The organism is Roseococcus suduntuyensis (assembly GCF_014196305.1).
GTDB lineage: Bacteria > Pseudomonadota > Alphaproteobacteria > Acetobacterales > Acetobacteraceae > Roseococcus > Roseococcus suduntuyensis.
The window spans coordinates 1,829-26,931 of the sequence record NZ_JACIDJ010000007.1; the positions used below are offsets into that span (position 1 = coordinate 1,829).

Annotated in this window: 28 protein-coding genes and 2 pseudogenes; 11 read left to right on the forward strand and 19 right to left on the reverse strand. The window is 69.4% G+C overall.

What is annotated here, in order from left to right:
- Positions 1-2,747: DUF4214 domain-containing protein (locus GGQ83_RS16635; protein WP_221223544.1), on the reverse strand; the 2,747-nt coding region annotated here is incomplete at its 3' end.
- A gap of 328 nt (positions 2,748-3,075) precedes the next feature.
- Between GGQ83_RS16635 and GGQ83_RS20435 the strand changes: the two genes are divergently transcribed.
- From GGQ83_RS20435 to GGQ83_RS20440, 5 genes and pseudogenes are all read left to right on the forward strand, one after another.
- Positions 3,076-3,330: a transposase gene (locus tag GGQ83_RS20435; protein WP_375781536.1), complete on the forward strand. Its 255-nt coding sequence runs from the start codon at positions 3,076-3,078 to the stop codon at positions 3,328-3,330.
- On the forward strand, positions 3,222-3,458 hold the full coding sequence (locus GGQ83_RS16645) for a hypothetical protein (RefSeq protein ID WP_184386084.1): 237 nt from the start codon (positions 3,222-3,224) through the stop codon (positions 3,456-3,458). Before GGQ83_RS20435 ends, GGQ83_RS16645 begins: the two co-directional genes overlap by 109 nt.
- Positions 3,455-3,652, forward strand: coding sequence for an IS66 family insertion sequence element accessory protein TnpB (tnpB, locus tag GGQ83_RS16650; protein ID WP_184386086.1), 198 nt, complete (start codon positions 3,455-3,457; stop codon positions 3,650-3,652). The genes GGQ83_RS16645 and tnpB overlap by 4 nt, the downstream gene beginning before the upstream one ends.
- A 13-nt stretch (positions 3,653-3,665) precedes the next feature.
- Positions 3,666-3,809, forward strand: coding sequence for a hypothetical protein (locus GGQ83_RS16655; RefSeq protein WP_184386088.1), 144 nt, complete (start codon positions 3,666-3,668; stop codon positions 3,807-3,809).
- 53 nt (positions 3,810-3,862) lie between these two features.
- Positions 3,863-4,111: pseudogene (locus GGQ83_RS20440) on the forward strand (transposase domain-containing protein); the annotation flags it as partial.
- A gap of 16 nt (positions 4,112-4,127) precedes the next feature.
- Here GGQ83_RS20440 and GGQ83_RS16665 read toward each other — a convergent pair.
- The 7 genes and pseudogenes from GGQ83_RS16665 to pdxH form a co-directional block, all read right to left on the reverse strand.
- Positions 4,128-4,738 (reverse strand): annotated as a pseudogene (locus GGQ83_RS16665) (transposase); the annotation flags it as partial.
- 568 nt (positions 4,739-5,306) lie between these two features.
- Positions 5,307-6,005 (reverse strand): glycosyltransferase family A protein, encoded by a 699-nt coding sequence (locus tag GGQ83_RS16670; protein ID WP_184386094.1) that lies wholly within the window; start codon positions 6,003-6,005, stop codon positions 5,307-5,309.
- Positions 6,006-6,013: 8 nt separating this feature from the next.
- Positions 6,014-6,715 (reverse strand): glycosyltransferase family A protein, encoded by a 702-nt coding sequence (locus tag GGQ83_RS16675; RefSeq protein WP_184386096.1) that lies wholly within the window; start codon positions 6,713-6,715, stop codon positions 6,014-6,016.
- On the reverse strand, positions 6,712-8,190 hold the full coding sequence (locus tag GGQ83_RS16680) for a glycosyltransferase family 4 protein (RefSeq protein WP_184386098.1): 1,479 nt from the start codon (positions 8,188-8,190) through the stop codon (positions 6,712-6,714). Before GGQ83_RS16680 ends, GGQ83_RS16675 begins: the two co-directional genes overlap by 4 nt.
- Entirely contained in the window at positions 8,187-9,065 is an 879-nt protein-coding gene (locus tag GGQ83_RS16685; RefSeq protein ID WP_184386100.1) for a universal stress protein, read from the reverse strand. Before GGQ83_RS16685 ends, GGQ83_RS16680 begins: the two co-directional genes overlap by 4 nt.
- A 36-nt stretch (positions 9,066-9,101) precedes the next feature.
- Complete coding sequence (locus tag GGQ83_RS16690) at positions 9,102-10,553, reverse strand: bifunctional aminoglycoside phosphotransferase/ATP-binding protein (protein ID WP_184386102.1); 1,452 nt, start codon at positions 10,551-10,553, stop codon at positions 9,102-9,104.
- Entirely contained in the window at positions 10,553-11,128 is a 576-nt protein-coding gene (pdxH, locus tag GGQ83_RS16695; protein ID WP_184386104.1) for a pyridoxamine 5'-phosphate oxidase, read from the reverse strand. Before pdxH ends, GGQ83_RS16690 begins: the two co-directional genes overlap by 1 nt.
- A gap of 106 nt (positions 11,129-11,234) precedes the next feature.
- Between pdxH and fabI the strand changes: the two genes are divergently transcribed.
- The gene (fabI, locus tag GGQ83_RS16700; RefSeq protein WP_184386106.1) at positions 11,235-12,074 is read left to right on the forward strand and encodes an enoyl-ACP reductase FabI; all 840 of its coding nucleotides are present in this window, start codon (positions 11,235-11,237) and stop codon (positions 12,072-12,074) included.
- 4 nt (positions 12,075-12,078) lie between these two features.
- On the opposite strand, the gene GGQ83_RS16705 is transcribed toward fabI, so the two are convergent.
- The 3 genes from GGQ83_RS16705 to GGQ83_RS16715 are packed head-to-tail and all read right to left on the reverse strand — an operon-like array spanning position 12,079 to position 14,027.
- Positions 12,079-12,471, reverse strand: coding sequence for a protein-tyrosine phosphatase family protein (locus GGQ83_RS16705; protein WP_184386108.1), 393 nt, complete (start codon positions 12,469-12,471; stop codon positions 12,079-12,081).
- Between the two features lie 24 nt (positions 12,472-12,495).
- Entirely contained in the window at positions 12,496-13,356 is an 861-nt protein-coding gene (locus tag GGQ83_RS16710; RefSeq protein ID WP_184386110.1) for a CDP-alcohol phosphatidyltransferase family protein, read from the reverse strand.
- The gene (locus GGQ83_RS16715) at positions 13,353-14,027 is read right to left on the reverse strand and encodes a phosphatidylserine decarboxylase (protein WP_184386112.1); all 675 of its coding nucleotides are present in this window, start codon (positions 14,025-14,027) and stop codon (positions 13,353-13,355) included. The genes GGQ83_RS16710 and GGQ83_RS16715 overlap by 4 nt, the downstream gene beginning before the upstream one ends.
- 46 nt (positions 14,028-14,073) lie before the next feature.
- On the opposite strand from GGQ83_RS16715, the gene GGQ83_RS16720 reads away from it, so the two are divergent.
- Positions 14,074-14,466: a hypothetical protein gene (locus tag GGQ83_RS16720; protein WP_184386114.1), complete on the forward strand. Its 393-nt coding sequence runs from the start codon at positions 14,074-14,076 to the stop codon at positions 14,464-14,466.
- Between the two features lie 10 nt (positions 14,467-14,476).
- On the opposite strand, the gene GGQ83_RS16725 is transcribed toward GGQ83_RS16720, so the two are convergent.
- Positions 14,477-15,220 (reverse strand): hypothetical protein, encoded by a 744-nt coding sequence (locus tag GGQ83_RS16725; protein ID WP_184386116.1) that lies wholly within the window; start codon positions 15,218-15,220, stop codon positions 14,477-14,479.
- A gap of 112 nt (positions 15,221-15,332) precedes the next feature.
- On the opposite strand from GGQ83_RS16725, the gene GGQ83_RS16730 reads away from it, so the two are divergent.
- Together GGQ83_RS16730 and GGQ83_RS16735 are read left to right on the forward strand one after the other, a co-directional pair.
- Positions 15,333-16,025, forward strand: a complete 693-nt coding sequence (locus tag GGQ83_RS16730) for a cytochrome b/b6 domain-containing protein (RefSeq protein WP_184386118.1) — start codon at positions 15,333-15,335, stop codon at positions 16,023-16,025.
- Between the two features lie 38 nt (positions 16,026-16,063).
- The gene (locus GGQ83_RS16735) at positions 16,064-16,549 is read left to right on the forward strand and encodes a DUF421 domain-containing protein (protein WP_242535185.1); all 486 of its coding nucleotides are present in this window, start codon (positions 16,064-16,066) and stop codon (positions 16,547-16,549) included.
- Here the strand turns inward: GGQ83_RS16735 and GGQ83_RS16740 are convergent.
- From GGQ83_RS16740 to GGQ83_RS16770, 7 genes are all read right to left on the reverse strand, one after another.
- Complete coding sequence (locus tag GGQ83_RS16740; RefSeq protein WP_184386120.1) at positions 16,530-17,750, reverse strand: hypothetical protein; 1,221 nt, start codon at positions 17,748-17,750, stop codon at positions 16,530-16,532. The genes GGQ83_RS16735 and GGQ83_RS16740 overlap by 20 nt on opposite strands.
- 88 nt (positions 17,751-17,838) lie before the next feature.
- Positions 17,839-18,954, reverse strand: a complete 1,116-nt coding sequence (aroC, locus tag GGQ83_RS16745) for a chorismate synthase (protein WP_184386122.1) — start codon at positions 18,952-18,954, stop codon at positions 17,839-17,841.
- 69 nt (positions 18,955-19,023) lie between these two features.
- The gene (locus GGQ83_RS16750; RefSeq protein ID WP_184386124.1) at positions 19,024-19,452 is read right to left on the reverse strand and encodes a DUF4399 domain-containing protein; all 429 of its coding nucleotides are present in this window, start codon (positions 19,450-19,452) and stop codon (positions 19,024-19,026) included.
- 80 nt (positions 19,453-19,532) lie between these two features.
- A complete protein-coding gene (locus GGQ83_RS16755) occupies positions 19,533-19,928 on the reverse strand; it encodes an MAPEG family protein (protein WP_184386126.1) in 396 nt (131 codons plus the stop codon).
- On the reverse strand, positions 19,925-20,689 hold the full coding sequence (locus GGQ83_RS16760; protein WP_184386128.1) for an alpha/beta fold hydrolase: 765 nt from the start codon (positions 20,687-20,689) through the stop codon (positions 19,925-19,927). Before GGQ83_RS16760 ends, GGQ83_RS16755 begins: the two co-directional genes overlap by 4 nt.
- Position 20,690: 1 nt before the next feature.
- Complete coding sequence (locus tag GGQ83_RS16765) at positions 20,691-21,554, reverse strand: DMT family transporter (protein WP_184386130.1); 864 nt, start codon at positions 21,552-21,554, stop codon at positions 20,691-20,693.
- A 120-nt stretch (positions 21,555-21,674) separates the two neighbouring features.
- Positions 21,675-22,688, reverse strand: a complete 1,014-nt coding sequence (locus GGQ83_RS16770) for an NAD(P)H-quinone oxidoreductase (protein WP_207018303.1) — start codon at positions 22,686-22,688, stop codon at positions 21,675-21,677.
- 235 nt (positions 22,689-22,923) lie between these two features.
- Here GGQ83_RS16770 and GGQ83_RS16775 point away from each other — a divergent pair, with 235 nt between their 5' ends.
- Both GGQ83_RS16775 and GGQ83_RS16780 read left to right on the forward strand, forming a co-directional pair.
- Positions 22,924-24,132, forward strand: a complete 1,209-nt coding sequence (locus GGQ83_RS16775) for an ABC transporter substrate-binding protein (RefSeq protein ID WP_184386132.1) — start codon at positions 22,924-22,926, stop codon at positions 24,130-24,132.
- Positions 24,133-24,246: 114 nt separating this feature from the next.
- Positions 24,247-24,954, forward strand: a complete 708-nt coding sequence (locus GGQ83_RS16780; protein WP_184386134.1) for a pirin family protein — start codon at positions 24,247-24,249, stop codon at positions 24,952-24,954.
- Positions 24,955-25,103: the final 149 nt, after the last annotated feature.

Sequence of the window (25,103 nt, forward strand, 5' to 3'; positions counted from 1 at the left end):
CACACTCCACCGGCAAAGCCAACCAAATCGGCGAAGCCGTCGCCGTCCACGTCTGCAACGAGGCGCGGTGTGGTATCCTGGCTGTTCCAGCCGCGGGCCATACTGAAGTCCGGCGTGGCTAGGAATCGCTGACCAAAGCCGCCTTGGCCGTTGGCGAGTGCCACCCAGGTTCCCGAAACTCCGAAGGCAATGATATCCGCAGCGCCATCGCCATTTACGTCGGCCAGTAGTCGAGGCAACTGATCTTGTGAGCCCCATCCGTGAGCCCAACCGAACGCATCCGAAGCTTTCTGAAGCGCTCCAAATCTCCCAGTACCATCGCCCCGCGCGACCCACACTCCACCGGCAAAGCCAACCAAATCGGCGAAGCCGTCGCCGTCCACGTCTGCAACGAGGCGCGGTGTGGTATCCTGGCTGTTCCAGCCGCGGTTCACACCAAAATCGGACGTACCAATGCGTAGACCCGAGGAACTAAACAAAAGAGAGGCTTCGTCCGCGCCAAAGAACGCTGACGCTTTTACTGCGTAAAGTGCATCCGCTTCAGGGGAAACTATCAGGCTGTGGAAAAGTGTCCCTACGTGCACACCTGATTTAAGCTCTTGTACCCAAGCCCGCTCCTCCCATGGCGTCGGATCTCGTCCGAGCGCGCGACGGTAGGCAAGCCCCACCATATCCTCAGTTGAAAGTCCACCCATTTGGTTTGCCGCAAACTCGGCTGAGCGAACCACGTCAAACACGAGCTTATCGATTGTCACCTTGCCAGATCGGAGCAACTCAGCAATGGCATGACTTTCCGGGCGTCGCCCAAGTACACTTTCATAAATGCGTACCGCCCAAGCAGCCGAAGGATCAGACATCCATGAGAAAGCCTCCGACATCGATCCGGCATTAATGCTAAGTACGCCATCAAGAAGCTTCATAGAGCGAACAGTAGATGGAAGATAAACCTCCTGACCTCGCTCCAGTTCAATAATAAGGCCACCATCACCCGCTAGACCCCAGACGCGATTAATTTCCCAAGATCCCCGATATCCCATCACTGTGTCATTTACTGCACTAACACTACCCAAGGTGAAACCAAGGGCACCGTTGCGCGAGGTGAGTTGCTCAGGTTCCGAAACTGACAAACCAAGACCTTCGGCAAGCCTTTGACCAAGTTGTCGTGCTTCAAACCAGTCCAGAGGCATACGCCCCAACTTGTGCAACAAAGGGTCGCTACCAAACGTGCGATCAAAATTATGCCCGCCCAACCGCGCAACCGTATCAAATTCTGCGCTTCGGACCAACTCTCCAATAATTTTGGCTGCGGCAACTCCATCGAATTGGAGGCGCGGATAGTGGAACTCAACCTCCTGGGTGGTTGGGGCCCGGCCCAGCACGGCGTCGAACAGGAGTGCCAAATGATCCATCGTGCCAGTTGGCACTCTGGCCGTCATGTCAATGGTAGTGCCCGTACTGTGCGTAGGAAGGCGGGCAATGGAAAAGTCAGCCAGGTCGGCCGGCCGCGTCAGCACGATTGCCTCTACCACCGCGCCAAGATTGCCAGTGCGCTGATACCAAAGCTCCAGAGCGGTCGGCACGGCGATACCTGGATTTAAGCGCGCCCAGAGCTGGGCTACCGGGCTTGCTGCTCCTGGTTCCGTCGACAACGGTAGGCCTGGATACTTCCCGTTTGTATAGCCCTCCGCTAGATAGCTAATTGGCGTGCCCCTCTCCAGATGAGGAAGCGCATGATTGTCGTGCCACCATTTATTGTAGCGCCCAAAGCCGATCTGAATAAGACGAGCCGCAGCTTCGGATGTTGAAAGGCTTGCCATAGGCGCGAAGAGCACCGTCCCGTCGCTAAGCGCGAGGCCCTCCATGTCTTCAAAGAAGTGCAGCCACCCATCTGCTGCCTGCAAGACGCCCGAGCGGCTACTAGTGCCATTCTCGGAAGCCCAACTCACGACGCGAATCTTTCCCGCCGTGACATCGGCAAGCATGGTCCCCGGCAGACCAATCAAGTCGGTTCCCTCACCGCCCGAAAGGAAGTCGCTGCCGCCGTTTGGAATTAGGATATCGTCACCACCGCGCCCGCGCAAAGTGTCATTGGCCAGTCCACCCACCATGAGATCAGGGCCTTTTTCGAGGCCTACCACCAAACCACCACGGTCGGATGCCTGCGTGACTAGTCCGTCGTTGCTGCCGTCGCGCTGCCACTGATAACGCACCAGTCCTAAGGCTGCCTCCTGCTCCTCAGTCCCGTAGACATACCGAAGCCCGGCCAAGTCCAACGGCTTGAAATCGGTGGGAAAGCGGCCTGTCGGATCTTCGCGGTGCGTCATCACGGTGGCGCCCCGATGCGCATTTGCGGCCGCGACTTGGTAAACCCCGAAATCGGCATGCTGGAGTCCAAGAACATGCCCAAATTCGTGCAAAATATCCCCGAAACCACGCTCACCCGGCCGAAATCCAAGTGTTTCATAATAGTTACTATACACCGTATTAAAAAATATTGTTCCAGCTGCTGAGAAATTCCCCGGCATAATGGAAGGATTTACACCCTTCATGTTTGCAATTTCTGTCATATGCCAAGAAATATCGGCAATATCAGTGTCAGAAACTTCAATCAATTTCAGCCCAGAGGAAGCTGAAACTACTTCTGCTGCAGCGCGAATTGCCGCTTTAAGGCCTTCACCGAAGTTTTCGTAGTGTTCAGTTACACCCCATGTGTCGCGCCAATCGCGCGTCCATGGCATCTCCTCCATCGCTACGCGGTCGGATGCCCCACCGATAGCAAAAGTGATCACCGTAGGTTGGGAAATTCTGCCCCCGGTCCACCATGTTGTAACCGCGCCGACCTCCCAAAGTATGTTTCGAACATCTTCCGGAGCAGCTTCAGGGATATAGTCACTGGGCCCTCCTTGCCCAGGCACAAATGTATTACAAGCCCCACACGCTGTGCACGTTCCAGTCAGAACGCAGGAGGCGAGTGAGAGATCAATCTGCATATCTTTAGCCCTTCAAGAACTAAGTTGATTTAATTTGTCGTATTGGATGCAAGAATACGCATTTTGATAGTCCAATTTTCTGAATATTCTATGTACGACGGGCCCAGGGCGGCGGCAGCGATGGTCGGACAATGACAAGGCGCGGATCATCGCCGAGGCGGCGCAGCCAAGCTCGGTGGTGACCGAAGTGGCGCGGCGCTGGCAGGTCAGTCCGCAGCAGGCGTTCGACGCTTGCGCCGGCAGGCGCACAAGGCGCTGGCGGTGGCCACGGTACCGGCGGAGCCAGCCTTCGTGCCGATGGTGGCGAAGACGCTGGCCCCGTCGTCGCCAGAGCCGGTGACGACACTCACCCGCGCCAAGCCCTCGATCGAGGTCAAGCTGGCCGGTGAGGTACTGTGCGTCGCGCCCCGCACGGACGGTGAGTTCCTGACGACAGTGCTGCGCGCGATCCGGGTTTCGGCGGCATGATCGCGCCACCTGGTGGCTCGCGGATCCTGCTGACGACAAAGCCTGTCTACTCCCGCAAGGGCGCGCACAACCTGGCGGTGCTGGCCATCGAGATACTGGAGGCAGATCCGTTCTCGGGGGCGGTGCTGGTGTTCCGCTCGCACCGCGCCGACTGGATCAAGATCCTGGTCTGGGATGCAGGGGCTTGGTGCTAATCAGGAGTAACTGGTGGGCGGAGCGTTTCGCTGGCCACCGGTGGTGGATGGCGTGCTGCGCCTGACGCCGATGAAGTTCGCCGCTCCGTTCGAGGGCATCGACTGGCGTCGCGTCCAGACGCTGCGGGAGATTTTCAGGCTGAACGCGCCTGCATAGACTCCGCGTTGCGATGCGCGCCGCGGGAGACGACACTCCGAGCTCGCAGGAGGATGCCGCGGCGCTGCGCGCTGCTGCTTGAGACACGGGCGCTGGTTGCCACGCTCAGCGCCGAGCGCGATGCGCTGGCGAGCCAGAATGAGCGCCTCCAGCACGTGCTGCTGAAGCTGAAGCGCCGGCAGTTCGGGCAGAAGTCGGAGCGGCTGCCGGAGGAGCAGCTACTGTTCGCATTCAAGGAGATCGAGGCGACGCTGGCCGAGAACGCGGCGTTGGCCGACAAGGCGTCTGCCGCCCTGCGGAACAATCAGGCGAAGGTCCGCCGCGAGGGCCGCGGACGGCTGCAGGCGCATCTGCAGCGCGAAGGAAGTCCAGCCAGAAGGACTCCGCCTCCGAGCTGCCGACCGCCATGCCAAGGACCTCGCGCCACCCGTCGGCCTGGAGGCCCACGACGATGATCACCTCAACGCGGACGACGCAACCAGTCTTGCGAACTTTCGTGTGGGCGGCATCCAGCCAGAAGCAAGGCCAGTCGCCCTCATGAGCCGGACGAGGAAGTCGCGATGCGTTCGTCGACCTCGCCGCAGAGGCGCAAGACTTGGCCGCGGCTGATCTTCCTCCGCGCCCATGGCGCGGACCAAGTCGCCCACGAAGCGCACGGAGATGCCATGGACACAGGCCTCGTGGATCACCGCCGTGAGCGCCTTCTCGGCGGTCCGGCAGGGCGTCAGAAAGGCAGGGAAATCGGAACCGCGGCGCAGCTTGTCGATCCGAAGCTCGACGGTGCTGGCCCGGGCCTGCCAGTCGCGATCCCGATAGCCGTTACGCTGCACCAAGCGGTCCGGGCTGCACTCGCTATGCACAAAGCCGGTGACGTCGCCCACCTCCAAGTCCATCAGGTGCAGGCCGGCAAATTCGATCATCTCCCGCAGGAAGCATCGTAGCTCTGCTACAGCATCTGCCGAAGGGCGATCTTGTGTCGGTCAGTGGTCGGCCCAGAGTTAGGGCTTGCAGGTCTCGGCAACCCAACCCATCGAGGATCACCGCAGTGGCCGCCTGGGGCGCTCCGCTCAGCCAGGCGCTACGCTACACGCCCCATGCTCTGTCGATCCTACACCACCTCCCGGGCGGCGACTATTGTCTCGAGCCTCCGAGATGCGTGTCCGAGCCTGCTCCAACACACTATGAAGCTCTCCGATGATGCCAGGGAACGCTACAAGCGGAACCAAAAGTTGACCAACTTCGTTAAATGCACGACCGTTTTCGTCAACCGAAATACCCCTCGTATCGTCGGCCACTATATCATTATCTCTAACTGTGCCGAGTGTGAGGCGGACGACACCGCCTACAACCGATGCACGAATCAATTTATCGGCAAATAGTATGGAACCATGCATTTTGCTTGCTCCTGACTGATCGAGTTTTGGGACAACTGGCCACAACGGGCCAATCTCCAATAGAGATAACACTAATATATTTCAAAAATCTTAAAATAAATAGCTATTCTGGAGGCGGCCCTCTTAGTGCACCCTCGGCCGAGGTGCGTCGCATTAGCGACGTCGGCTTTTGGCGGATGAGATGCAAGGTGCCTGGCACGATCTTATGGATCGCACCCCGCGCCGCCGTAGCAAGGTTCCAGTGCCAATCCTCAAATCCGAAGCCGCCGGCGACGTCAGAGGCTGGGTATGGCGTCTCTACGAAGACTTCGCGCCGGGCGAAGCACAGAGCGGTCCACGGATTGAACAACTCCATGGCCGTCCGGTCGAAGCCCGGTGCCTCCATGTCCGGATGCATGAACCAGTGCTCATGCCCATGGTGGCCGAAATAGAGATTGGCCTCAGGGTGCCAGACGGCGCCGGGCGGGCCGGCGGCCGCGACGGCGAAGGCCGCAGCCAGCCAACTCGGGCCCCAGATATCGTCGGCGTCCAGCATCGCGATGTAGCGGGCACGCGTGGCCGCCACCGCCGCGTTGCGGTTCAGGCCCACATCGCCACTGTCGGCCTCGAGCATCTCGCAGCCATCCAGCATGGCGCGCGTCAGCGCGTCGGCACGATCCGCGATCGCGAGCAGGGAGGCGGAGATCCCGCGCGCCGCCGCCGCCTGCATGGCCTCCACCGCGCTCTCCAGCGTGGCCCGCAGCAAAAGCCCCTCCCGGTGCGCGGTGAGGATGACGCAGATGTCGGGCGGCGCGTGGTTCACGGCGCCGCCTAGCCCGTCCCCGGCTGGATCACAAGCGCGCCCGCGGCGGCCGTGCTCCGCACGAGCGATACCGCCTTCTGCCGCAGCAGATGCAGCGTGCCCGGCACCACCTTGTGCAGCACGCCCTGCCGCAGCGTGTTCATGTTCCAATTCCAGTCCTCATAGCCGAATCCACCGGAGAGGTCGGTAGGCCGATAGGGAATGTCGAGGAAGATTTCCCGCGGGGCGAAGCACAGCGCATTCCAGGAATTCCGCAGCCAGAGCTGCGCGGGGTCGAATTCGGGATGCTCCATGTCGGGGTGCAGCAGCCAGCGCGGATCGCCCGCCCCGAAATAAAGGCTAGCCTCGGGATGCCAGACGATGCGGCGCGGATCGGCCCGGGCGGCCGCCAGCGCCGCAGTCAGCCAGCCCTCGGCCCAGAGGTCGTCGCCATCAAGCAGGGCGATGAAGCGCGCGGGGGTGGCGGCGATGGCGGCATTGCGCGCGAGGCCGAGGTCGCCCGCCTCGCTCTCCAGGAGTGTCGCGCCGCGTGCGGCCCAGCCGGGCAGCAGGGCACGGGTCGCCGCATCCGCGCGGTCAGCCACAACGGTGATGGTCACGCCAATGCCGTGCCCGGCCGCGGCGCGGGCGGCGTCGAGCGCGCAGGCGAAGGAGGCCTCGGCGAGCAGCCCCTCGCGATGCACGGGCAGGATGACGCCGATCTCGCTCAACTGGCGCCATCCCAGAGGAAGCCTGACCCGGCCCGCAATGCCGCCGCATGGGCCGCGACGCTGTGGCGTTCCGCGATAAGGGCCGACAGGCGCGCGGCCCGTGCGGTCGCCGCGGCGGGGTCGGCCCGGAGCGCCCGCAGCGCCGCAACATAGGCTGCCGGGTCCTCGCCCGTGGCGACCGGCCAGCCGGTGGCATCGGACACCAGCTCGCCGATCCCGCCGGCCAGCGAGGTGACGATGGGCAGCCCCGCTGCCCCCGCCTCCAGCAGCACATTCGGCAGCCCGTCCCAGCGGGCCGTATAGAGGAAGGCGTGGTGTCGCCCGGCGCCCAGCGCGGCGAAATCGCCGAAGGAGCCATGAAGTGTCAGGTTAGGCGGAGCGCCGCGCAGCGCGGCCCGCACCTCATCCCGGGCCCCGGCGCCATGCACCTCGAAACGCATCCCGGGCAGGGCCCTCGCGATGGCGGGCAGCAGGTCCGGCCCCTTCTGCGCGGTGATGCGCCCTGCCCAGAGCACGCGGAAGGGCTTGTCGGGCGGGGCGAGAGGCGGCGTAGGGGCGGGGGCGGGCTGGGGCACGGGGCGCAGCTTTGCCCGCTCGTCGGGCGGCAGCGCATGAGCAGCAGCGAAGGCGTCTAGGAAGGCCGCATGGTCGCTGTAGACGGCGGCCAGGTGCGGCAGCACCGCCCGCAGGTGCAGATAGGCGTAATCCACCCGCCGGCCCAGCGCGTCATGATCCTCGCAGAAGACATAGGCCGAAAGGCGCGTGAGGGCGGAGAGCGGGCGGCCGTGGCGCAGCAGCGCCTCCCATCCCGCCCGGCTGTTCACGTTCAGCACCGCCGCCGGGCGCAGGCGCTGCACCAGCGCCGCGACCAGGGCCACGCGGTCCTCCATCAGCAGGAGTCCCTCCCCGCCCTCCAGGACGAGCAGCCGCGCGCCCTCGGGCAGCCAGCCGGGCGCCTCGACGCGCCGGCTGTCGGTCACGACCAGCAAGGTCCGGCCCGGCCCGTCCTGCGCCTCGGCCGCGCGGAAGGCGTTCAGCGCGACGCGCTCCGCCCCGCCATGGCCGAGCCACGGCACCAGGATCATGCGGCGGACCGGCGCCTCCAGCAGAGGCTGGGCCCGGCGCCAGGCCAAGCCCCGCGCGGTGATGGGCCCGGGAACGACGAGCAGCCCGTTGAGGTCGAGGTCCCGCAGCCGCGCGAGATCCGGCTCGGTGGGGACGAAGCGCGCGATGGCGGTACGCGCCGCCGCGATCACCTCGGCCGACGGGCGCTGCGGCGCGGCCTCGCCCTTGCAGCGCATCAGCCCTGGGAAGAGGCGCCGCGCGAGGGCGCGGGCTAGGAGCGAGGGTGGCAGCCGGCCCTCGCGGCGCATTCGCGCGGCCAGGCCTTCCAGCACCCCCGGCAGCACCACACGGTAGAGCGTGGCCAGCCGCAGCCGCAGCCGCGTGCCGGGCGAGGGCAGAAACCGCCTCAACGGCACATCAAGACCGGAATTTCCGCATTCTCCAGCACATGCCGCGTCACCCCGCCCAGGATGAGCTGGCGCAGGCGCGAATGGCTGTAGGCGCCCATGCAGAGCAGGTCCGCGTTGAAATCCCGCGCCGCGCCCAGCAGGCCCGCCCCCACATCCTTGGTGACCGGCTTGAACTGCTGCGCCTCCGCCGTGATCTCGTGCCAGTGCAGATAGGCCAGGATGCCCTCCACCGGCGGGCCGCGGCGCTGGTATTCATCGGCGTAGAGAATGCGCCGGGCCTGGGCGCGGTGCAGCCAGGGCAGGGCCGCGTCGATGGCGGCCGCGCTCTCGCCCGTGCCGTTCCAGGCGCAGCAGACGCGGGTGCCGATGCTGGCCGGCGCCACGCGCGGCGCGATCAGCACCGGCCGGCCGCTGTCGAACAGCACGGCGTGCAACGCATCGCTGCTGCTGACATCCTCGCCCGCCTCGGGGTGGGGCACCACGGCCATGTCGTAGAGGCGCGACTGCTGCGCCACCACATCCTCCTCGCGACCGGCGATGGATTCGAAGGAGAGCGTGGGCCCGCCCGACTTCAGCGCCGTTTCGGCCGAATTGGCGATGGTGACATCGCCCGAGCCGGCGGCGAAGCGCTCGAACAGCGCCCGCACGCGGGAGGCGCGGTCGCCGCTCTCGCGCTCGGTCGCGGCCATCATCTCCTCGATCATGGCGCCCGACAGGCCTTCGCCCGCCAGCGGCGCCACGTCGCGCGCGTCCACCCGCACATGCAGGCAGTGGACGTGGGCGTTCCAGATACGGGCCACCATCAACGCGGTGGCCAAGGCGGCTTCCCCGGCGGCGGTGCCGGTCAGCGGCAGCAGCAGGCGACGATAAGCCATGGTTTCAGTCCCCCAACCTCTTGTGAGTTGAAACGGTTATGGCGAGGGCGGGGGTGGCAAGTCCAGCGCCTTCATCGCATCGGGTGCCGAGTCATGGGTCGCGTCGAGGATGTGCCAGTCGAGGGGCCCCGGGTCGCGCGCCGCGGCGGCCTCCAGGATGGCGGGGGTGGCGTCCGAGGCATCGCCCCGGCGTCCCGCCACCCGCGCGCGCAGCACCTCCATGGGCGCCGTCAGCCACAGCCCGGTGAAGTCGGGGTGGAGCGCCGCCACCGCCTCGCGCTCGGCCTGGCGCTGGAACATGGCGTCCAGGATGACGCTGTGGCCGGCGGTCAGCGCCTCGTGCGCCCCGGCCTGGAGTTCGACGAAGACGGCGGCGTTGGCTTCGGCCGTGTAGGCGCCCTCTGGCAGGCGGGTTTCGGGCGGCACGCCGGCCAGGCGCTTGCGCGTCTCGTCGCTGCGCAGCACCACCGCGCCGGGGGCGGCCCCCAGCAAGGGGGCGATGCGCCGCGCCAGCCAGGATTTCCCCGTGCCCTGCAAGCCGCCCACCGCCACCAGCCGCGGCGCCGGCCGGGCCGACAGATAGGCCCGCGCGGCACGCAGCAGCGGCACCCCATCCTGCCCGCGCTTGCCCGCCACATGGGCGCGGATGAAGGCACGCAGCGAAAGCCACAGCGGCAGGCCGCGCACCAGCGCCACATCGCCCGTGCGGCCCAGATGGCGGTTCATCACCCGGTTCGCGGCCGCCCTGCCCTGGCGCTGGTCCAGGTCCATCAGCAGGAAGGCCAGGTCATAGCCCACATCTATGGTGGCCAGCGCCTCGTCGAATTCCAGCGCGTCGAAGGCGTGGGGCGCGCCGTCGAGCAGGCAGATGTTCCCCAGGTGCAGGTCGCCATGGCAGCGGCGCAGGAAACCCGCGGCGGCACGTTGGGCCAGCCAGGGGCGCAACGCCTCATGCGCCGCCAACGCCTCCTTGTGCCAGGCCCGGACCTCCGCCTCCGGCAGGCCCGCCGCCAGGCCGGCCGCGCGGTTGCCGGCCAGGGTGGCATCCATGGCGCCATCGCCCGCGCGGCGTGGCGCGCGGGCGTGCAGTTCGACCACCGCATCGGCCATCCGGTCGAGCAGCACCCAGTCCAGCGCCCCATGCGCGTCGAGGAAGGCCTGGGCCGGCAGGCGGCGCATCCGCAGCACCCAATCCAGCACCTCGCCCTCGCCGCCCAGCGCCAGCCCGCCCGCGCCCCGCGTCACCGGCACGGCGCCGAGATAGAGGCCCGGCGCGTTGGGCGCGTTCAATGCCTGTTCGTGTGCGATGAGCCGCGCGCGGGTCTCCAGCGCAGTGAAATCGAGAAAGCCGAGGTCCACGGCCTTCTTCAGCTTCAGCACCTCCCCCTCGCCCAGGAAGACGAGGGAGATATGCGTCTCCACGACACCCTGCCCGGTGATCCCGGCCAGGAATTCCGCCACCTGCCGTTGCGCGGCGGGGGCGGCCATCAGGGGTAGAGGGCCTCTTCCCGCCAGGCCCCGCCCTCGGCCAGGAAGACCCGGCGCTCGTGCAGGCGGAAGGGCATGTCGCGCCAGAACTCGATGCGCGCGGGCAGGATGCGGAAGCCCGACCAGTGCGGCGGCCGCGGAATCTCGCCCAGGCCGAATTTCAGCGTGTATTCGGCGACGGCCTTCTCCAGCGCCCAGCGCCCTTCCAGCGGGCGCGACTGGCGCGACGCCCAGGCCCCGATGCGCGAGGACCGGTGGCGGGAGGCGTAGTAGGCATCCGCCTCCGTATCGGTCACGGCCTCGACGCTGCCCTCGACGCGCACGCTGCGGCTCAGCGTCTTCCAATGGAAGCACAGCGCGGCATGGGGGTTCGCCGCAAGCTCGCCGCCCTTGCGGGATTCGAGGTTGGTGTAGAACACGAAGCCCCGCGCATCCTGCCCCTTCAGCAGCACCATCCGCGCCGAGGGCCTGCCATCAGGGGTTGCGGTGGCGAGGCACATGGCATTGGGGTCATTGGGCTCGGTCTTGGTCGCTTCCGCCAGCCATTCCGCGAAAAGCGCATAGGGGTCGGTCATGCCTGCTCGCCTGTCCTGGCCCAGGGTGGGGTCCGGGGGGGCCTTGCCCGGTCAAGGGGCATGTGCCACCACCCCCCACGCCCCGCAACCTCCTGACCGGACGACCATGACGGAAGACGCCAACGCCCCCCTGCCGACCGGAACGCTGATGCAGGGCAAGCGCGGCCTCATCATGGGCGTGGCCAATGACCGTTCCATCGCCTGGGCCATCGCCCGCGCCGTGGCGGCGCAGGGCGCCGAGCTTGCCTTCACCTACATGGGCGAGGCGCTGGAAAGGCGCGTGCGGCCGCTGGCGGCCAGCGTGGGCAGCGACATCGTCCTGCCCTGCGACGCGGGCGACGACGCGCAGATCGACGCTGCCTTCGGCGAGATAGAGAAGCGCTGGGGCAAGCTCGACTTCTTCGTCCATGCGGTGGGCTTCGCGGACAAGCAGTACCTGCGCGGCCGCTTCCTCGACACCCCGCGCGAGGCTTTCCTGCAGGCGCTCGACATCTCCTGCTATTCCTTCGCGGCCACCGGGCGGCGGGCGGCGGCGCTGATGGGGCCGGGCGGATCGCTGCTGACGCTGTCCTATCTCGGCGCCGAGAAATGGGTGCCGCACTACAATGTGATGGGCGTCGCCAAGGCCGCGCTGGAGGCCAGTGTGCGCTACATGGCGGCGGACCTCGGCGCTGACGGCGTCCGGGTGAACGCCATCAGCGCGGGGCCCATCAAGACGCTGGCCGCCTCGGGCATCGGCGATTTCCGCTACATCATGAAGTGGAACCAGTACAACGCGCCCATGCAGCGCAATGTGGGCCTGGACGAGGTGGGTGGCGCGGGCCTTTACCTGCTGAGCCCGCTCTCCACCGGTGTCACCGGCGAGGTGCACCATGTGGATTGCGGCTACCACATCGTTGGCATGAAGCACCCGGACGCGCCGGACCTCAGCATCATCAACAGCTGAGGGTTCAGGCCCGGGGGCGGGCCGCCCAGCCCCGCGCGAATTCCTCCTGCGCGGGGGTTTCCACCGCACGCGCGTCATGCCGCGCGCGCACCCATTCCACGGGGTCTTCCTCCACAGCGCATTCGGCGGCGAGGCAGGCCAGCACCGTGCCCGTGCGCCCCAGCCCGGCCTTGCAGCCCAGGTAGAACAGGCGCTCCGGCTCCGCCGCCATCGCGGCCTTCAGCGCGTCCAGCGTGGCGCGCAGCGCCGCCGGGTCGGGCAGGCCGAAATCCACGATGTCCAGCGTCAGGGCCGCCGCGTCGCGGTTGGGCGCATGCGGGTCGAGGCAGAGGCCGAAGGCGCCCTCGGGCAGGGCCGTGAAGGGCCCGGCCGCGAGGCGCGCGCCCAACAGCTTCATGTGGGCAGCTTCATGCGGGCCGCTTCACGCGGCTGGCGCCGTCTCGCCCCGCATCTGCTCCGCCTCCCGCCGCAGCCGGCGGTAGGAGCGTGCGGAGAGGAACAACATACCCGTGTAGATCAGCCCTCCCAGCGCCAGCGCGGCCCAGGGTTCGGTCACCAGGAAGGCCACATAGGCGCCCACGCCCAGGAACAGGGGCAGCACGAGCTTCGCGGGAATCTTGAAGTTCTTGAAGGACCAGGATGGCAGCGTGCTGACCATCAGCCCCCCCACCACAAACAGCATGATGGCCGCCACCATCGGATGGCGGATGGCGGCGGCCGTGGCCGGCCAACCCCAATCGGCGAAGGCGAGCCAGGCGAACAGCGGGAACAACACCAGCCCCGCCCCGGCCGGCGCGGGCACGCCCGTGAAGAAGTTGTAGGCGTAGGCCGGCTTGGGCGCCTCCACCACGCCCGGCTCCGCGATCGAGGCCGCGTTGAAACGCGCCAGGCGCAGCGCGCTGCACACCGCGAACAGCACGCAGGGGATGAAGCCCCAGGGCCCCACGCTCTGCATGGTCCAGAGATAGAGCACCAGGGCCGGCGCCACGCCGAAGCAGAGGAAATCGCTCAGGCTGTCGAACTCGGCGCCGAAGCGCGAGGTGCCCTTCAGCAGCCGGGCGATGCGCCCGTCCAGCCCGTCAATGACGGCGGCCACCACGATGAAGGCCGCCGCATGGCCAAAGCGGCCCTCCAGCGCGAAGCGGATGGCGACGAGGCCCGCGCAGAGCCCCATCATGGTCAGCAGGTTCGGGATCAGCCGGTTGAAGGACGGCCCGCTGAAGCGCGGGCGCTGCCGTGGCGCCAGGCCCCGCAGCCGGCCGCGCAGCCCCTCGCGGATCAAGCGCGCAGGTCGGCGAGGATGGTCTCGCCGCCGATCATGGTCTGGCCCACCAGCACGGTCGGCAGCACGCCCTCGGGCAGGTAGACATCGGTGCGGCTGCCGAAGCGGATGATGCCGAAGCGCTCGCCGGCGGCGATGATGTCGCCCTCGCGCGCCGTGCATACGATGCGCCGCGCGATCAGCCCCGCGATCTGCACGCAGCCCACCACCCGGCCATCGGGCAGGTCTATGCGCAGCGCGTTGCGCTCATTGTTCTCGCTGGCCTTGTCCAGGCTCGCGTCCACGAAGGCGCCGTGGCGGTAGGCGATGCGCGCCACCCGGCCCGCCACCGGGCTGCGGTTCACATGCACGTCCAGCACCGAGAGGAAGATGGCCACGCGCCAGACCGGCGCCGTGCCCATGTCCAGCTCGGCCGGCGGGGCGGCGAGGCCCACCATCACCACCTTGCCATCGGCGGGCGCGAGCACGAGGTCCGGCCGGGGCGGCGGCACGCGCGTCGGGTCGCGGAAGAAGTACAGGCAGAAGCCCGTGAAGAGCGCGCCCAGCCAGAACAGCCAGGAACCGAGGATCAGCCCCCCCACCACGGCGACGGCGGCGCCGCCATAGATGAAGGGGCGCCCCGCCGGATGCGGGGGTGCCAGGACGAGCGAGAGGCTGTTTCGGAGGGACATGGGCGCGGTTTATCCTCCCTTAACCGGCGGCGGGCAAGCTTGTCGCATGATCACACTTGGCCCCTTCGCCGTCGGGCAGGACGGTACGCTCTCTCCGCGCGCGCCAGGGCTCCGCCCCGCGCTGCGCTTCGCCTGGCGCGGCCGTCGCTGCGAGGCGGAATGGAAGGATGAGAAGCTGCAGCTGCGCGCCCTCGCGGGCCGTATCCCCTCCACCGTGGACAAGGGGCAGGCCCGCAGCCGCTCCTTCGCCGCCGCCGCCACCCTGCCGCCGGAACTGCCGGAGGGCTGGCGCCTGCGCCTCACGCCCGACCACCAGCTCACCTTTGAACTGGACGCCCCGGCACAGCCCACCGCCGTGGCGCTGGTGGGCACCATCGTGCGCTTCGCCATGGCACTCGACCCCTATCTGGACCGGCTGGAGGCCGCCGGAACGCACTGACGCGCCGCGCTCAGCGCAGCAGCCAGGCCAGGGCCACGCCCGGCAGGGCGGCGGCCAGCAGCAGGACAGGCGCCTGCCAGGCGCCGCGATGGCCAGCGGGCGCGGCACCCAGCAGCAGCGCGCCCAGCGGCGCCAGCGCGGCCATCCAGTCGGCCGGCGCGCCGCGCATCAGCAGCCCGCCCGCCAGCACCGCCGCCAGCAGCACCGTGAAGGGCAGCAGCGCGGCCTCAGGCAGCGGTTGCCCCAGGAAGAACAGCGGCAGCCCCGCCCCCAGCAGCACCAGCGCCAGCAGCAGCCAGGGCCCGGGCGTGCCCGCCGCCCAGAGCCCCGCCGCCAGCGCCACCGCCGCCACCGTGGCCCGCCAGGGGCCCGCGGCCGCGCGGTGCAGCAGCGGCACCAGCAGGCCCAGAAGCACCAGCACGGGAATGACGCGCCGCAGATCGGCCTCGGTGAGCGGGGCGCCGGCCATCCACCAGCCCGTCGCCACACCCCCCAGCAGCACCAGCCCGCCCGCGACCAGGCCGCGCGCGCCGAGCGCCAGCGGCAGGGCCAGCAACAAGGCGCCCAGGGCCAGCAGCGGCAGGCGTTCCGGCAATTGGCGGGGCGAGGCGCTGAACCCGCCCATCACCCAGGCGAAGCCCAGCAGCGCGCCCAACGGCAGGGCCAGCGCCGCCCAGCGCCCGCGCCGCAGCATCACCGCCCAGAGCAGCGCCGTGCAGAGCGCCAGCAGCGGTGCGCCGGCCGGGTGATCCATCAGGGGGGAATCGGGGAACACGCGACCAAACTGCCCGAAATCCGCTTGCCTCGGCTATGCCCCTGCGGGATTGATCCCACATCACCCCCTGATCCCAGGCCGAGGCCCGAAGATGAACGACACAGACCCCCGGACCCCCGCGCCCGAGACCGAAGTCAGGGTCTGGGATGGCTGGATCCGGCTCTGGCACTGGTCCATCGTCTTCCTCATCCCCTTTTCCTACCTGACCGCGCGGGCGCACCGCATGGATTGGCACCAGTGGTCGGGCTATGCGCTGCTGACGCTGGTCAGCTTCCGCATCCTCTGGGGGCTGGTGGGGTCCGAGCCCGCGCGCTTCCGCACCTTCCTCAGCACCCCCGCCGCGGCGCTTCGCCACCTGGGCAAGCTGCGGCGCGAGACAGGGCCGGACCGGGAACTCACCCACAACCCCGCCGGCGCCTGGATGGTGGCGCTGCTGGTGCCGCTGCTGTTCGTCCAGGCGGCGAGCGGCCTCTTCGTCTACGACCAGATCTTCACCTATGGCCCGCTGGCCCGGCAGGTCAGCCCCGAGACGCAGGATTGGGCGACCTGGGTGCATATCCGCGCCATCAACGTGATCTTCGCGGTGATCGTGCTGCACATCATGGCCATCGCCTGGTACCGGCTGTTCCCGGGCCATGACCTGGTGCGGGCGATGATGATCGGCACCAAGCCCATGCCCGCCGGCACGCGCCAGCCGCGCATGGCGCCAGTGGCGCTGGGGGTGGTGCTCTTCGCCCTCTGCGCGGGCGTGGTGCTCTACATCCGCGGCTTCGGCGATTACTGAGGACTGCAACCCCCGCGGCCCCGCGCCGCTGAAGCCCCATGGCCGAGATGTTCTTCCAGGGCTGGGACGGAATCCTGCGGACGCTGGTCGTGGGCGTCCTGACCTATGCCTGCCTGGTGCTGTTCCTGCGTGTCTCGGGCAAGCGCACCCTGGCCAAGCTGAATGCGTTCGACCTGGTGGTGACGGTGGCGCTGGGCTCCACCTTCTCGGCCATCCTGGTGCAGCAATCCGTGCCGCTGGCGCAGGGGCTGGCGGCGCTGGCGCTGCTGGTGGTGATGCAGTTCGCGGTCACCTGGGCCTCGGTCCGTTCGGGCCGCTTCGCGCGGCTGATCCGCTCCGAGCCCCGTCTGCTGCTGCGGCACGGCGCGCCCTGCCCCGGCGCCATGCGCGCCGAACGTATCACCGCGGAGGAAATCCTGAGCGCGATCCGCGCGGAGGGCGGCCGTGATCTGGCCGAGGCCGAGGCCGTGATCCTGGAAAGCGACGGGACGCTGAGCGTCGCTCTCAGTCGCCCGCCGAGCTGATCGCGGGCTCCAGCCCCTGGCTGCGCGATTGGGGGTGGCTCGGGTTGCGGAAGCGCAGCTCGCCCTCCGGGGCGCAATCGGGCAGGCCGAACAATTCCTGGCGGGTGGCGCAGGTGACGGCGACCACGGGCTTGGCCTCGGCCTCGGTGAGGAAGCGGCGCACCACCCCCTCCAGCTCCAGCGTGTCGCGCAACCCGTGCCATTCGGCGGCGTCGAGGTCGTCCAGGAACAGCGCCAGCAGGCCGGGATGCCGGCCGGACAGGCGCGCCGTCGCGGCCTGGGCCAGGCGGCGCTTGGCGGCGGTCGCGATGTCGTTCTCGCGGCCGGCGCGCGCCGCCATGACCATGACGGAACCGCTGGCCGGGTCCGCCGTGACGGCGAGGTGCGCCTCCAGCCCGAACAGCTCGCGCAGGCGGGCCGGCAGGGCGCGGGTGGGGTCGGAGGCGGCCTGGGCGCCGGCCAGCACCAGCGGGTCCAGCTTCAGCACGGCGTCCGCGCTGGCATCCTGCCGCTTCTCGGCCGCCAGCATGGCGCAGATGCGGCCATGCAGTTCGCCGATGCGGTTCTTCTCCGACACATCCTCGGGCAGCGTCATCTTCAGGATGTAGCGGCCGGGATGCGCGGCGAGCCAGGTCTGCAGCTCGGGATTCACACGGTCCACCAGGCTCGCCCAGTGGCCGCGATGCAGGGGGCGGCCTTCCTCGGCCGAAACCGTCTCGCACACCACCTCGGCCACCGCGCCCTCGCGCTGGACCATCAGGTCATAGGGGGTGCCGTGCAGCAGCCCGTCATGCCGCACCTCGAAGCCGCGCAGGCGCAGCAGGGCCGCGGTGCGGAGCAGGTGGAAAAGGGGAATGAGGTTCCCCTCCCCCTCCAGCCCCATGCCGATGAGCTGTTGCAGGCGGGCGCGCGGCCCGGGCTCCAGCACGGCGGCGAGTTCGGTCGCCTCGCGCACGAAGGCCAGCACGCGTCGCTCATGCCGCCCGGCACGGGCCAGCACGGCCGGGTTGTTCAGCCGGGCAAGGATGAGTTCAAGGGCATGGCGCTGCTGCGCCGCCCGGCCGGAAAGCGAACCAGGCCGAGCCCGGACCCCGATATCCCGCACGCGGGAGCGCCATTTCTCCGCCCCGGCCAGGGCAAGGAAGGCGCTCAGCGGGGATGCGGCGGAAGGTGCTTCCACCTCGGGGTCGCCAAAGGGCATCTTGCTCTCGTTTCGCTATCGCGGCGGAATGATCTCCGCCGCCCGCCTGACCACTTTGGTAACTTACTACGCCCGAATTTCCGACCACTCAAGTCGGTTTCCGCGCGGGCAGGATGGGGGCCTGGACCGCGTCGGGGCATTGTGCCCGATGGCGCAGCAAATGATCCACAAGAATGCACGCGACCATCGCCTCGCCCACGGGCACGGCGCGGATGCCCACGCAGGGGTCATGCCGGCCCTTGGTGCGAAGCTCTGTGTTCTCGCCCGCCCGGGTCACCGCCTGGCGCAGCGTCAGGATGGAGCTGGTGGGCTTCACCGCGAAGCGCGCCACGATGGTCTGCCCGGTGGAGATGCCGCCCAGGATGCCGCCCGCGTGGTTGGCCAGGAACTCCACCTGGCCGTCCTGGCGCATCCGCATCTCGTCGGCGTTTTCCTCGCCGGTGAGGGCGGCGGCGGCGAATCCCTCACCGATCTCGACGCCCTTCACCGCGTTGATGGACATGAGGCCCGCGGCGAGGTCCGCGTCCAGCTTGCCATAGATGGGGGCGCCGAGGCCGGGGGGCACGCCGTCCGCCTGGATCTCGATGACCGCACCCACCGAACTGCCGGCCTTGCGGATGTCGGCCAGCTGCTCGGCCCAGCGCGCGGCGGCGGCGGGGTCGGGGCACCAGAATTCATTGTTGTGCGTCTCGGCCCAGTCCCAGGCGGCGGGATCAATCCGGTCCGGCCCCATCTGCACCATGGCGCCGCGGATGACGACGCCCTCGCCCAGCACGCGGCGGGCGATGGCGCCGGCGGCGACGCGCATCGCCGTCTCGCGCGCCGAGGCCCGGCCGCCGCCGCGATAGTCGCGGATGCCGTATTTCCACTCATAGGCGATGTCGGCATGGCCGGGGCGGAAGCTCTCCGCGATCTCGCCGTAATCCTTGCTGCGCTGGTCCTGGTTCTCGATCATCAGCGCGATGGGCGTGCCGGTGGTGCGCCCCTCGAAGACGCCGGACAGGATGCGGACCTGGTCCGGCTCCTGCCGCTGGGTCACGAACTTGCCGGAGCCGGGGCGGCGCTTGTCGAGGAAGGCCTGGATCCAGGCCTCGTCGAGGGGAATGCCCGGCGGGCAGCCATCCACCACGCCGCCGATGGCGGGTCCGTGGCTTTCGCCCCAGGTGGTGACGCGGAAGAGGTGTCCGAAGCTGTTGTGGCTCATGGTCCACCGGAGGTAGCCCGAAGCGGCGGCGGCACCAAGCCGCGCCGCCCCGCATGGCGTGCGGGAAGGCTACCTCACCCGCACCGTGATCACCTCCGACATCACCGGCGGGTTGTGCGGGATGTGGTTGTGGTCGCCCAGCAGCAATTGCAGCCGGTGCTCGCCGGGCGGCAGCACCAGCGTCACCTCGGTCTGGCCGCCGCCGAAATGGCGGTGCTGGTCATCGGCCGGGATGCCGGCGCCCATGTCGAGGGTGGCCGGGTCCACGTTGATGAGCAGGTGGTGGTGGCCGGTGTTGCCATGCTCCACCCCGGCCGGCGCCACGCCCATGCCGCGCAGTCCGAAGCGGAGGGTGACGGGGTTGGAGAGCGTGGCGCCCGGCGCGGGCTCGATGAAATAGACGGCGGCGCCGGCGGGCGCGGGCGTTCGCTCCAGCTGGGCCAGGGCCGGCGGGGCAAGGGCAAGGAGGGCCGCAAGGGCCCAGACGGGAAGGCGCATCCTGAACATCCTCCAGCGGCGTGTCTTTGCACCCGCATGTTTCAGATGGGATGCCTCCGCCGAAGCGTAAGCCTGGCCGTTCAGCCCAGCAGGCCCTGCGCCACCAGCATGGCCCCGCCCAGGATCAGCACGGTGAAGGTGCACAGCATGCCGACCTGGCGCAGTCGGATGCTGCCCTTCTGGTGCATCAGCCCGACGCCATGGGCGAGGCGGCCCGCCAGCAGCAGCAGTCCCAGCGCGTGAAGCATCCAGCCGGCCGTCCCGCCCGCCTCCAGCAGCGCCAGCAGGATCAGGCCGAAGGGCGTGTATTCGCAGAAATTCGCATGGGCGCGCGTGGCCTGGAGCAGCGCCTTGTCCTCGCCCGTGCCGAGCGACACGCGCGACCGCCGCCGATGGCCGATCACCGCGATGGACAGCCACAGCAGCACGAAGGCCAGCAGCCCGGCATAGAGGGCGGTGATGGGAAGCGCGCTCATCCGCGTTCTCCGAGGAAGGGTTCCACCAGCGCCAGGAAGTCATTGGGCTTTTCCGCATGCACCCAGTGCCCCGCGCCCTCGATGGTGGCGAAGCGCGCGGCGGGGAACAGGGCGCGGAAGCCCGCATGGTGCTCGGGCCGGATGTAGTCGCTGCGCCCGCCCGCGATGACCAGCGTTGCGCCCTCGTAGCGGCCGGTGGCGGAAAAATCCTCGATCTCGGGCATGGCGGCGTGGATCTCGGGCAGGCCGAGCTTCCAGCGCGGCGGGTCCACCGCGAAATCCAGCGACTGCACCAGGAAGGCGCGGATGCCGGCCTCCGGCACGGCGGCTTCCAGCGCGGCATCGGCCTCGCGCCGCGTCAGCCCCTCGGTGAGCGGCAGGGCGCGCATGGCGGCCACATAGCCGCGCAGCGCGGGCGGGTAGCGGACGGGCGCGATGTCCGCCACCACCAGGCGCGAGACCATCTCTCCATGCCCCAGCGCCAGCGCCATCGCGATCTTGCCGCCCAGCGAGTGCCCCAGCACGGCCGCGCGCGGAATGCCACGGTGGCGCAGCGTCTCGGCCAGGTCGCGGGCGGTGGCGGCGTGGGACATGCCCTCGGCGCGCGGGCTGTCGCCATGGTTGCGAAGGTCCATGGCCAGGACGCGGTGGCGCGTGGCCAGGCGCTTCTGGATGGCGCCCCAGTTGCGCGCGGCGCCGAACAGCCCGTGCAGCAGGACCAGGGGCGGGCCCTCGCCCATCTCGACCGTGTTCAGGATCATGCTACCTCCGTGTGGCCAATATCACGCTCACCACCACCAGCCCCCCGCCCAGCAGCAGATCCCAGCCCAGCGGCTCATGCAGCCAGATGGTGGCCAGCGCCACGCCCACCACGGGCGCCAGCAACAGCCCCAGCGAGGACACCACCGCGTTCAAATGCCGCGTGCTCTCCGACACCGCCCAGGTGCCGATGGGGGCCGCCACCGCGCCGATGAGGAACACCACCCACCAGGAGGACGCCCCCACCCCGCCCCGCGGTTCCAGCACCCAGGCCACCGCGCTGACGATGGCGGCGCCGATCAGGAAGGCGATGGGCAGCAGCTCGATCAGCGGCACCGAGGGCGGGCGGCGGCGCAGGATGATGATGGTGACGCTCCAGGCCAGCGAGGCGCAGAGCAACCACAGATGCCCCGCCAGCACGCCGGGCGCGCTCCAATCGAGCGCCCAGGGGCCCATCATCACCGCCACGCCCAGCAGCCCGACGCCGGCCGCGACCCAGCGCATGGGCGAAACCCGTTCGCCCAGCAGCCAGACCGAGAGCGGCACCAGCCAGAAGATCGTCACGTTGGACAGGATGGCGGTGCGCCCGGACGGGATCATCCCCACCGCCACATGGGTGAAGGCGAAGAAGGCGCCGATCTGCAGGCTGCCCAGCGCCAGCACCGCCGGCCAGTCGCGCCGGGCGGGCAGGCGCAGCCGCCCCAGCGCCGCCATGACGGCCGCCGTCGCCACGGCCGCCAGCGCCGCGCGCCAGAAGCCGAACCACAGCGGCGTGCTGTCCGAGAGGGCGTGCTTGGTGATGGGCCAGACGCCGCCGAACAGCACCACCGCCACCAGCAGAAGCTGGAACGCGCGCGCCTGGGTCAAGCGCGGAACCTTGGCCGGGCGGATTCACGCGCCCAGCCGTCGCCGGCTGGGCACGATCCGACCTCAATCAACCGGGCGGATTCACGCGCCCAGCCGTCGCCGGCTGGGCACGATCCGACCTCAATCAGCCACATGCAGCATGATCTTGCCGATATGCGCGCTGCTTTCCATCAGCCGGTGCGCCTCGGCGGCCTGGGCCAGGGGGAAGGTCGCGTGGATGTGCGGTGCGAAGCTTCCCCGCTCCAGCAGCGGCCAGACCTTCTCGCGCAGCGCGGCCGCGATCTCGCCCTTCTGGGTGGTGGTGCGGGGGCGCATGGTGCTGCCCGTCACGGTCAGGCGGCGCATCATGATGGGGCGCAGATCCGTGGGCTCGGCCGTCTCGCCGCCGAGGAAGGCGATCAGCACCAGGCGCCCGTCCATCCGCAGGCAGCGCAAATTCTTCCCGAAATAGGGCGCGCCCACCATGCACAGCACCACGTCCAGCAGCTTGCCGCCGGTGATGCGCTTCACCTCGTCCACGAAATCCTGCTCGCGGTAGTTGATGGCATGGTCCGCGCCGAAGCCCAGCACGGCCTTGGCCTTCTCGGCGCTGCCCACGGTGGTGATGACGGTGGCGCCGAAGGCCTTGGCGAGCTGGATGGCGGTGACGCCGATGCCCGAGCTGCCGCCATGCACCAGCACCGTCTCGCCCGCCGCGAGCCGCCCCGCGCTGGCATGGCTTGTGCCGAAGAGGTTCGCCCAGACGGTGAAATAGGTCTCCGGCAGGGCGGCCGCGCGGATCGCGTCAAAGCCCTTCGGCCAGGGCAGGGTCTGCGCCTCGGGCGCCGTGCAATACTGGGCATAGGCGCCGCCATTGGTCAGCGCGCAGACGCGGTCCCCGGGCTTGAAGCCGCGCACATCGGGGCCGCAGGCCACCACCTCGCCCGCGCATTCCAGGCCCAGGATGGGCGAGGCACCGGGCGGCGGCGGGTAGCTGCCGGCGCGCTGCGCCACATCCGGCCGGTTCACGCCCGTCGCCATCACGCGGATGAGTACCTCATCGGCCGCGGGCACGGGCAGCGGGCCGGTCGCGGGCGCCATCACCTCGGGCCCGCCGCCGGCACCGTGGGCGATGTAGGTCATGGTCTCGGGCATGGGCTTGGCCTCCGTGGCTGGGAGGCGCACCCTCCCCGGCGGCCCCGGGCGCGTCAAGCGCCCGGCCAGATCACGGCGGCGCGTCAAGCGCCCGCCCAAATGACGGCCGGCGCGTCAAGCGCCCGGCCAGACGACGGCGGCAATGACCGCGGCGCGTCAATTGCGCACCCTCCGCGCAAACTTCACCCAACGCATGATTGCGTCGCAGGGCGCGCCGGAGGACACTCCGCCCCCGATGCGCCGCCGCCTCGCCCTCGCCGGACTGGCTTTGCTGTCCGCCCCCCTGCCCCTGCGTGCCCAGACCGGGGCCGCCCAGACCGGCGTCGCCCAGAATGCTGGCGCGCAGAACGGGGCAGAATGGCGGGTGGGCGCCGTCTTTCCCACCTCCGGCCATGCCGCCCTGCTGGGCGACGAGGCCTGCCGGGGCCTCGAACTGGCCATCGAGGCGCAGAACGCCACCGATGCCGCGCGCCAGGTGCGCCTGCTGCGCGCCGAGGCCAACGACCCCGCCTCCGCCATGGCCGAGTCCCGCCGGCTGATCCAGCGCGAGCGCGCCTCGGTCCTGTTCGGCAGCGTGGCGGCCACCATGGGCCTTGCCGCCCTGCAGGCCGCCGAGGCGCTGGACACCCCGTTCGTGGAACTCGCCGCCCCCGCCGACACCCTGGCGGCGGGCGGCGGGCGGCGCTTCGTCCGTGCCGCGCCGGCCGCCGCCGCCTATGGGCGCATGGCGGCCGAGGCGCTGATCCATGGCCTGCCTGGGCCGCTCAGCCTGCCCGTCGAGGCGCTGCGCGTGGGCATCCTGCACGAGACGAGCCCAAGCCCCGAGGCGCTGGGCGCCGCGCTGGAGACGGCGCTGCGCGAGGCGGGGCTGTTGATCGCGGAGCGCGTCTCCCATGCCCCCCGCACCGGCGAATGGGCCGCGCTGGTGCAGCGGCTGCGCGCCGCCTCGGTCAATGTGCTGATCCATGCCGCCTCGGAAGGCGATGCGGCGGCCATGCTGCGCGCCCTGGCCGAGGCCGGCTGGCGGCCGCGCGTGGTGATGGGTGCGGGGCCGGCCTGGGGGCTGCTCGACCTGGCCCGCGCGGTCGAGCCCGCGCTGGAGGGCGTCTACGCGCTGGACATGCCGCCCATCGAGAGCGCGCCAGGCTGGGCCCAGGGGGCCGCCGCCTTCGCCCAGGCCTATCAGCGGCGCTGGGGCAGCCCGCCGCGCTCGGGCCTTTCCTTCGCGGCCTTCTCGGGCGCCCGCACCGTGCTGGCCCAGGGGCCTGATCGTGCCGCGCTGGGGGCCCTCGACCTGCCCGAGGGCGCGCTGGCCAATGGCTGGGGCTGGCGGCTGGACGAACGCGGCCAGAACAGCCGCGCCAGGCCCGTGCTGCTGCAATGGCAGGCGGGCCGGCCCGTCACGGTCTTCCCGGCCATGGCCGCGGCGGCGGTGCCGGTCTGACACCGTCATCAGCCCCGTGAATGGGGACAATGGCGGGCACGGCATGGCGACAGGCCGCCCGGCCCCCTAATTGTTGCGGCAACGGGGCCCAGATGGCTCCAGGGAGCCACGACCATGATTGACATCCGACCCTTCAAATCCCTCGGCGGCGCCGATTTCGGCTGGCTGAAGGCGCGTCACCACTTCTCCTTCGGCCATTACCGCGAGCCCTCGCGCATGGGCTGGGGCAAGCTGCGCGTGTGGAACGATGACGAGATCGCCGCCGGCACGGGCTTCGACCCGCACCCGCACCGCGACATGGAAATCATCACCTATGTGCGCGAGGGGGCCATCACCCACCGCGACAACATGGGCAATGAAGGCCGCACCGAGGCGGGCGACGTGCAGATCATGTCGGCCGGCACGGGCGTGGTGCACAGCGAGTACAACCTGGAGCCGAGCACCACGAAGATCTTCCAGATCTGGATCATGCCGGACGTGCAGGGCGCCAAGCCCAACTGGGGGGCCAAGGCCTTCCCGAAAGTGGGCCGCGAGGCGCGCTTCGAGGTGCTGGCCGGCGGCCGCCCCGGCGATGCCGAGGCGGGTGCGCTGCCCATCAACGCGAACGCCGCGGTGATGGCGGCGACGCTCTCCAAGGGGCAGGAGCTGCGCCACACGCTGGCGCCGGGCCGCGCGGCCTACCTGGTCTCGGCCAAGGGGAGTGCGACGGTGAACGGCCACGCCATCCATGAACGCGACGCCGCCGCGGTGGCGGAGGAGCGGGAGATCGTGGTGGTGGCCGAGGACGAGGCGGAACTGGTGCTCGTCGAAGTCGCCGCGTGAAGGAGTTGGGGGGCCTGCGCCCCCCAGCCTTCTGACGCGGCCGATTCACGCCCCCGGTGCTCCACCGGGGACGACCGGACGCTTCGCCACGCGGCCGATTCACGCCCCCGGTGTTCCACCGGGGACTACCGGACGCTTCGCCACGCGGC

Coding starts and splice junctions, on each gene's coding strand:
- GGQ83_RS16690 (WP_184386102.1), bottom strand. CDS start 10,553: ATGGCCGCCCCCGCCGCGCAACGGCAGGTGGCGGAATTCCTGGCCGGG.
- GGQ83_RS16750 (WP_184386124.1), bottom strand. CDS start 19,452: ATGCGCCTTCCCGTCTGGGCCCTTGCGGCCCTCCTTGCCCTTGCCCCG.
- GGQ83_RS16730 (WP_184386118.1), top strand. CDS start 15,333: ATGAACGACACAGACCCCCGGACCCCCGCGCCCGAGACCGAAGTCAGG.
- fabI (WP_184386106.1), top strand. CDS start 11,235: ATGACGGAAGACGCCAACGCCCCCCTGCCGACCGGAACGCTGATGCAG.
- GGQ83_RS16775 (WP_184386132.1), top strand. CDS start 22,924: ATGCGCCGCCGCCTCGCCCTCGCCGGACTGGCTTTGCTGTCCGCCCCC.
- GGQ83_RS16735 (WP_242535185.1), top strand. CDS start 16,064: ATGGCCGAGATGTTCTTCCAGGGCTGGGACGGAATCCTGCGGACGCTG.
- GGQ83_RS16770 (WP_207018303.1), bottom strand. CDS start 22,688: ATGCCCGAGACCATGACCTACATCGCCCACGGTGCCGGCGGCGGGCCC.
- GGQ83_RS16725 (WP_184386116.1), bottom strand. CDS start 15,220: ATGGATCACCCGGCCGGCGCACCGCTGCTGGCGCTCTGCACGGCGCTG.
- GGQ83_RS16720 (WP_184386114.1), top strand. CDS start 14,074: ATGATCACACTTGGCCCCTTCGCCGTCGGGCAGGACGGTACGCTCTCT.
- pdxH (WP_184386104.1), bottom strand. CDS start 11,128: ATGACCGACCCCTATGCGCTTTTCGCGGAATGGCTGGCGGAAGCGACC.
- GGQ83_RS16685 (WP_184386100.1), bottom strand. CDS start 9,065: ATGGCTTATCGTCGCCTGCTGCTGCCGCTGACCGGCACCGCCGCCGGG.
- tnpB (WP_184386086.1), top strand. CDS start 3,455: ATGATCGCGCCACCTGGTGGCTCGCGGATCCTGCTGACGACAAAGCCT.
- GGQ83_RS16755 (WP_184386126.1), bottom strand. CDS start 19,928: ATGAGCGCGCTTCCCATCACCGCCCTCTATGCCGGGCTGCTGGCCTTC.
- GGQ83_RS16780 (WP_184386134.1), top strand. CDS start 24,247: ATGATTGACATCCGACCCTTCAAATCCCTCGGCGGCGCCGATTTCGGC.
- GGQ83_RS16740 (WP_184386120.1), bottom strand. CDS start 17,750: ATGCCCTTTGGCGACCCCGAGGTGGAAGCACCTTCCGCCGCATCCCCG.
- GGQ83_RS16705 (WP_184386108.1), bottom strand. CDS start 12,471: ATGAAGCTGTTGGGCGCGCGCCTCGCGGCCGGGCCCTTCACGGCCCTG.
- aroC (WP_184386122.1), bottom strand. CDS start 18,954: ATGAGCCACAACAGCTTCGGACACCTCTTCCGCGTCACCACCTGGGGC.
- GGQ83_RS16760 (WP_184386128.1), bottom strand. CDS start 20,689: ATGATCCTGAACACGGTCGAGATGGGCGAGGGCCCGCCCCTGGTCCTG.
- GGQ83_RS16715 (WP_184386112.1), bottom strand. CDS start 14,027: ATGTCCCTCCGAAACAGCCTCTCGCTCGTCCTGGCACCCCCGCATCCG.